Raw genomic sequence first — 7550 nt, 5'->3', positions numbered from 1 at the left:
GAACAGCCCCAACACAGTTCTCTATAGCAACCGCAGCCTAGCAGCTATCGAACTATCCAATGACTTGTTGGCAATGCCCTTCAACCTGCCGGTCCGTTTCACACCGGTCGACAAACAAGCTGATGACCCAAAACCTCTGAGCTATGTCGAAACCGTATATCTGGCTCTGGCCCCTTATCTGTCCCGACAAGCCCTATCGATTCAGCAAGCCGCCGTTTTGATGAATACCAGCCCCCGTACCCTTCAGCGCCGTCTATCAGGGGAGAACACCAGTTACAAAAGCATTCGGGAAAACATCATGCTGGCAACCGCCTGCCAGTTGATGGAGAATCGGCAATATTCGCTGACCGATATCGCCTCCGAGCTGGGCTACGCTGACATTGCCCACTTTTCAAGGGCATTCAAAAAGCTGACCGGCTTTCCGCCCAAAGACTACCGCAAGCGCTTCCGGCCCAAGGAAATAAACTCAACTACTATCTACCCCCTAAAGAAAAGGCTTGGTTCATTGTGAACCAAGCCTTTTACGTCACTCCATAGCATGGTGATGACTAATTTCTTACTAATTAATCACCTTCAGGAATATCAGGGATAGTACCACCTACACGCTCAAAGAAGGTGGCAAATGGTTCCACAGAGCCATCTTTACCAGTTGCTTCCATTATGACGATATCATCGACAATTTGTCCGTTCTCCATCTTATGACCATTAGGGATCGGTAACTCAGGGCCATCAAACGGTGCCGAACGATAGCGAACACGTTCATCTGTCAGGGTACGCATCCAGGCGGCAATCTTCGCCTGACGCTCAGGCTTGCCTAGCAACTGACCAAGAGGTTTCATCTCCGGATCAAGATCTTCGTTAAGCGGGAAGTCACCACCACGAGCATAGAAAGCCACCACATCTTCCAGCGACAGATATTTCCCATTATGGAAATAAGGTGCTGTCAGCTCGATATTACGCAAAGTCGGCACTTTCATATGCCCTTTAACACTGGCCATACCCTCCTCAGTTGACACCATAGGTAAATTCGGCCACAGAGTATCGTTACCATTATTAGACTGGCTCGATAATGCTATTGGACCAGGCAGGTCCTGGCGTCCTCGACCGAGATCTTCCTCAGTCAAACGGACACCAACATTGTAATAGCCTGAATCATAAAGCCCATTATCATCACTATTGGCAAGTCGCATTGCTTCAATAGGTTCTACCAAGGTGAATTGAAGAGTAGCAGTACTGAACATTGGTCCGTCATGACACTCATTACAACGGGTACCACCACTGAGGAACCGATTGAAACCTTCCTTTTCTATCTCACTCAATTCACCTTCACCTCGGGCAAACTTATCGAACTTACTTTCACCGGAAAGCAAAGTACGTTCATAAGCCTGGACGGCAAGACCAAATATAAAGGCAAAGTTCGCCTCCATCATACTGTAGTCTTCCCATTCATTTGTTACCGGATGCTGAAGCGGTATAGGTGTAACACTATCCCAGTATTCCTCTTTGAACGCTTTTTTGATCATTGATTCATAGCTGGTATTCAGACCTGCTGTCCCATTAGCCATTCCACCCAACAAACTATCTTCCGAGTGAACCTTCTGAAGACCCAGCGGTTTAACATTGCTATTCAATAGCTTCATAGCAAGCTGAGGGAAGAATCGGCTACGATCTACCGGCCCGCAAATCATCTCGACATGGCTTTCAAAAGGCCCAACCGCCTGAGAAGCCAACGACGAATAATCAATCAGGATGTTAGTATCTTTTTCTACATAGCCAGATCCATTAACCTTATACACACCGGCATTGGTATCGACAGGACCCAGTGGGTTTTCACCATTAAAGAAACGGTGTGCCCGTCCATCCCAAAATTGGAACGTATTAAAGGCAGCATTGACGACAGAAGGAGCCTGACGGCCTGTGACCAACCTGAAGTCACCGCTCAGATCTTTACACACATCTTCACCTGGCTGGTCAGGGTTAATTTCCACAAACTCTGCATTCATAACCCCTTGTGAGCCCAACACGGTACTCAGCGGAAAATCGCTTGCAGTTACTTCATAATTTCCTTCACCTTCAGCTAGCTGGTTTTTGGTCCGCCAGTCTACCCCGGCCAAACTGTGGCATGAGGCGCAGGCAACTTTGTTATCTGATCCGACCTGGGTATCCCAGAAAAAAGCCTTCCCTAATTTTTCAAGTGCGTATTGATCTTTAACGACCAACTCGCTCACAGTGCCTAATGTATTGAACTGGCGATCCACTACGCGCGGTTCAGGCAATAACGATGGATCCAATATGTATTCCAGTGCCTCGAAACGAAGGTGGTCGATGAAGTTACCTGTCAAGGTACCTTCAGGGTGAGACTCCTCATGAGAGGTCAAGACTACCGGGGCACACATATTGCCATTTTCAAGTGCTATCAGCATGGCATTAGAAAATGGGAGGTTATACTGAATCAAGCTAAATGATGGTGTAGGCTCAAGAGGCCCTACATTGACATCAGGAATTTGTGGTGGAATATCCAGCCCTATTACCACTTCGCCAAGCAATTGATTTGGTGGCAGCGATAAGAACACATCACCAGTAGAACAGTTCGTCAGCTCTATTGAGGAAACATCACTCGCAGACGTGATGCCGCCAATTATAACTTCGACGTCAACTCTATCCCCAAAGACAGCTAATCCTGCTTCACCACCAACAGGAATGCCATTTTCATCGGTAAGCTCGATTCCGTGTACCAGCTCAAGCAATGCATTAAACTCGTGCTCAGGCTCTGCTTCTTCGCCAGTTCCCCCAGAACGTCTAATTGCCAGTCGATCTCCGTCAAGATCGCGAGCATGAATACGTTTTAATAAATCAATTTCCGCCCTTTGGCTTTGGAATAAATCACGTTCCTGATCTCTTAAATTAGCCAGCAACTCACGATCAACAGGTCTCGTTCGCCTAACCTGCCTTTGCTCCTGTCTAATACTCCTCCGCTCAGTCTGATGCTGCTCCAAAAGTGCTCGGTATTCTAATCCTTGCTCTTCCAGCGTTTTCTGCATTTCTTGCTCTAAATTTGCACTAGCTATAGAGCTTGCGAAAGATAGAGCTATAAAAAATGGCAACGCTGCTAGCTTTGTAAATTGCCTTGATTTAATCCGCATAGTAATAATCCTGTAAATTAGTCAAATAAGTTGACTAAAAAGTTTCTAATCAATGTTTATTTTTGTAGGGATGAAATCATTTCTGTGAATGAGCAACATTCTCCCTTATCCAAAAATCTAGACCTACAGAAAGGAATGCGCGATCAGGTAAATTAATGGGAAATATATAAAATAAAAGAGAAATAAGAAATTAGGCTAGTAATATATGATTAATTCAAGGAGAAGTTAAATCATACTAAATTACATCTTGAAATTTAAATTTGACAAGATAGTTAGACAAAATAATCAATTTTAACTATCAAAAAAATGAATAAGATTTCCATATGATAAAACAGCACACAATAACCATAATTTAATAGTGGTTAAATAGCATTCTCAAAGCACTTCAATAAGCCTTAATTACTCTATTGAGTAAGAACTCATTCATGATTTCATCATTTTTTACTAGTTAGTATTAGCTTCAAGCAATATAGGCTGATTTTACATACATCATAGTTTATATGTCTCAGTTATAAGATTACACTCTTAACCTTGAAAATATTCTAATAAACAAGAAAACTAAAAAACTCCACCAATACGTCAACCTTAAGGAAACACAATAAAAATCAAAAAGTTAAATCCAAAAAAACATGAATCCCCATTAACCGATGACGACAAGAAATTTAGTAACCATATAAAAAGTGTGACTTATTTGTATCAGTAATAATACTAAGCCATGACAATGAAGTGCCCTAGCGAACAACCAATACTATTCACCAGGGCAATAACCAAACCCAACACATTGCTACAAGTTATGTTTTAGTAATATTCAATGTGATTTAATCTACATACCCCGTAGTACTTCAGTATTAATCTTCAGCAGTACAAATAAGATCTATAATTCAACACCTCTTTCAATACTTATGCGCCATCATGCGCATGATGGGTGAAATTGAACACAATGATAGTTAATTTAAAATGATGTGAAATGTGTACTTGGCTTACTTACAACTCTAAATTTCTAATTAGCAATAGAGGGTAAATATCAATTTTCCACGAGTGAATTCACTATTTATTATTTATATCATCAACTTAACAATAATGTGTGTTATATATTCCCCGAAACACCACTCCTTAGATTATTTCTGTATTTTCTCACCTACCGTTGCATCACCCCATCGAATATAGGAATCTAGGGATATCAATACTGTCGAATGGAAACTCAAAAGCTATGAGCGGAATCAATTGGCGAGGTGTCGATCTCAACCTGTTACTGACATTCGAAGCCATCATGGTCTGCCGAAGTGTTTCTGGTGCTTCAGAGCGGCTCCACCTTGGCCAGCCTGCCACCAGCTATAACCTCAAGCGACTTCGCACCCTGCTTGACGATCCATTGTTTGAGCGCCAGGGCAATATCATGGTGCCAACCAGCCGTGCGCTGGAGCTTGCTCCGAAGATCGATACGGTGATCAACATAATCCGCGATGATATCCTTCAGCCTGTTGCCTTCGAACCCAAAGACTTTAGCGACAAGATTGTGATTGGCCTGACCGACTATGCCGAGCAGGTATTTGGTCCCGCTTTGTTCGACAGCCTGATCAGCGCGGCTCCTAACTGCCAAATCCTGTTCCAGGCAGTAGATTCTGCCAACTGCGAGCAGGCGCTGGACAGCGGTGAGGTTGATTTGGCTATCGGGGTATTCAAGCAACAACCCGACCATCTCTGCCGCACCTTCCTCTACCGTGAGCGCCATGTCTGCCTGTTCGACAACACGATATTAAAAACAAAATTGCCCATTTCTTTAGATGCTTACCTTGCAACCCCGCAGGTTGTTGTATCTGCCAACAAGGCCCTTTCCAGCCCGGTAGACAACACCTTAAGCGAGATGGGTACTCAGCGCCGGGTGGTTCTTGGCTCAACGCGCTTTTTAACCCTGCGTCACCTTATCTCAGGCCGCCGCCTGCTCTGTGTGATGGCTGAAATGGTCGGCCGCTCCGAGCTCTTTAGTGATGATATCACCCTCTGCGAGCCGCCGATTTCAATCCCGGACTTTGATATCGACATGATGAGTCGTCAACGCGACAGTCAGCACCCGAGAATGCAATGGCTAAGCGAGCAGGTAAAAACGGTAATTCAGGACGAGGTAGAAAAGATCCGAAGGAAGCAATAAACCACAACTTACAGCAGATATCTGAAGCAAAGCCCTCAGTGAAGAGGGCCCTGGGTTATCTTGGGGTTAATATGCCTGCTAGACAAAGATATTGGCCAGCACGAAGCCGAACGGTACCGCAGCCACAATTCCCAGCATACCCGGCAGGAAGAACGGATGGTTGACGATATACGAACCATTCCACTTATTGCTAAGGAAAGAGCCGGTGTCATCGGTGGCAATCGCGAAGGCTGTCGTCGGGTAGATGTTGGTCATGTACAGGGCGCTTACTGCCACAAAACTTGCCAGAATAGTACCGGGATCGACGTTCAGTGACGCTGCAATCGGTACCAGCAGGGCACTAGTCGCTCCCTGGCTGAACAGCAGTGCCGATGTGCCAAAGAACACAACAGCCAGCAACGCAGGGTATTCACTCAATACATCACCGGCGATCGTTTTGATCTCAGGAATATGTACACCAATAATGGTCGAGCTCAGCCACACGATACCGAGGATCACTATCAGGCTTTCCGCCCCATCGGCAAAAATCGGAGCTTTCTTGATAGAGGTCAGCTGAACCTTGCACACCATTGCCATGATAAAGCTAGTCAGTAACATCACGATCACGATGATATCTCGCGATCCTAAATCATGACCAAGCAGCGGCTTGAACAGCAGCAAAGCAACAATGAACATCACACCGCCGAGGAACAGCCATACCGAACGCTTGGCTTCAATGCTAGGTTCAATCTGCTTCTGCTCTTCTGGCGTGAAATTCACCAGCCCTTTGGCAACACGTTCCTTGAAAATCGGATCATTTTTCAGCTCACAGCCTTGACGGCTAGCGATAAACGACGCCACAACCACACCGAACAGGGCCGACGGCATAATCACGCTCAGCGCGGTGCCAAAACTCACCCCCATTTGCTCGACGACGACATACATTGCCGCAGTCGCTGCCGAGATTGGTGATGCCGTGATGGCGATCTGCGAGGCCACAACGGCCGAGCTCAGAGGCTGGCTCGGACGCACGCCGTTTTCCTTGGCCACCTGCTGGATAACATTCAGTACAGACATCGCGGTATAGCCAGTCCCGGCCAGCGTTGTCAGCACAAACGTCGTGGCCGGGGCCAGAATATTGATGTACTTAGGGTGATTACGCAGCATTTTCTCGGCACAGTTGACCATGTAGCTCATACCACCGGCTTGCTGCATCACTGACAATGCCAGGATCACCGACATAATGATCAGAATAACTGACACCGGAATACTACCCGGCGGCAGGCCAAGGCCAAAGACGGCGATAGCCATCCCGAGACCACCAGCCAGACCGACACCGATCCCGCCGAGGCGGGCGGCCAGTATAATGGCCCCTAACAACAGACACGTTTGGATAAAAATCATTGGAAACCTCCTCTCCCGTTATTGATTCGGGAGTTACTGTTATGAATTCAGCAGGTGCTTGAGCTCGGCAAAGGTAACTGTCTCAAAGTGAGTCAGCGCCCCCAGCCATCCCCGGCACTTGTGCTCGCCCACCTTTGGCAAGACGCAAGCAGTAAATTTCTTCTCGATTTCCGCCTGAGACAGCGGCTTTTCCGGATTTCCCTTGGCAAGATCATTGCAAATGCTCACCGTTTCTCCGTCAGCCAGATACACCCGGATCTTGACTGGCGCTGTTCCGAGGAAGCCCAACTTTTCAAGTTCGGGATCAACCCGCATCCGGATCTTTGGCATCAAAGCCTGTACACGGGGATCATTCACCGCCTCGTCGGTAAATTCTGTCAACCCGACAGCGCCATGGATTAATCTGGCAGCCAGGGCATACTGCATCGAGAACTTAGCCTCAATGGCATTGTGCGGATGGTTGCAGACCAGCTCCCGCGGCCCAAGCAGGCTGGCACCAACCTGGATATATTCGATCTCTTCAGCCTTCAGGGGGATGCCACCACGCGCTCTTTCAATCAGCAAGGCATCCCAGCAATCAATGGCAGGATGACTGCCGCTGCAACAGGGGTACTGTTTGAATACCAAGCCGTTTTCCAGCAAGTCCCACTTACTGCCAAGCGTCACCTCGGCACCGTCAAGTTCAGTGATCCCGGTAAAGCACTGGGCAAAACCATCAGCGGCCTCGATAACATCAGGCTGGCCGGTGACCCCCAGCATTGCCAGCTCAACCGCATTGACCCCGTTGAACGCAGCCAGTCCGGCATGCATTGCCTTGGTCTGGCTCCCAAAATTGCCCCGCACGCCAGACGCCGACGATGCCGCAATTGCCAACG

General features: G+C 47.1%; 5 protein-coding genes. 2 read left to right on the top strand and 3 right to left on the bottom strand.

Annotation, left to right across the window (positions count from 1 at the left end):
• A partial coding sequence (locus tag MHN01_RS10620) for an AraC family transcriptional regulator (protein ID WP_239411332.1) occupies nt 1-511 on the top strand: 511 nt, incomplete at its 5' end.
• 52 nt (nt 512-563) lie between these two features.
• On the opposite strand, the gene MHN01_RS10615 is transcribed toward MHN01_RS10620, so the two are convergent.
• Entirely contained in the window at nt 564-3041 is a 2478-nt protein-coding gene (locus tag MHN01_RS10615) for a cytochrome-c peroxidase (protein WP_239411331.1), read from the bottom strand.
• A gap of 1312 nt (nt 3042-4353) precedes the next feature.
• On the opposite strand from MHN01_RS10615, the gene MHN01_RS10610 reads away from it, so the two are divergent.
• Nucleotides 4354-5292 (top strand): LysR substrate-binding domain-containing protein, encoded by a 939-nt coding sequence (locus MHN01_RS10610; RefSeq protein ID WP_239411330.1) that lies wholly within the window; start codon nt 4354-4356, stop codon nt 5290-5292.
• A 78-nt stretch (nt 5293-5370) separates the two neighbouring features.
• Here the strand turns inward: MHN01_RS10610 and MHN01_RS10605 are convergent, their stop codons facing one another.
• Nucleotides 5371-6675 (bottom strand): anaerobic C4-dicarboxylate transporter, encoded by a 1305-nt coding sequence (locus MHN01_RS10605; RefSeq protein WP_239411329.1) that lies wholly within the window; start codon nt 6673-6675, stop codon nt 5371-5373.
• Nucleotides 6676-6714: 39 nt separating this feature from the next.
• On the bottom strand, nt 6715-7550 hold an 836-nt coding region (locus MHN01_RS10600; RefSeq protein WP_239411328.1), incomplete at its 5' end, for an MmgE/PrpD family protein.

The organism is Photobacterium sp. OFAV2-7, assembly GCF_022347985.1.
GTDB lineage: Bacteria > Pseudomonadota > Gammaproteobacteria > Enterobacterales > Vibrionaceae > Photobacterium.
Note: the sequence above shows the minus strand (reverse complement) of the source record. Positions and strands in the feature narration are given on the sequence as shown.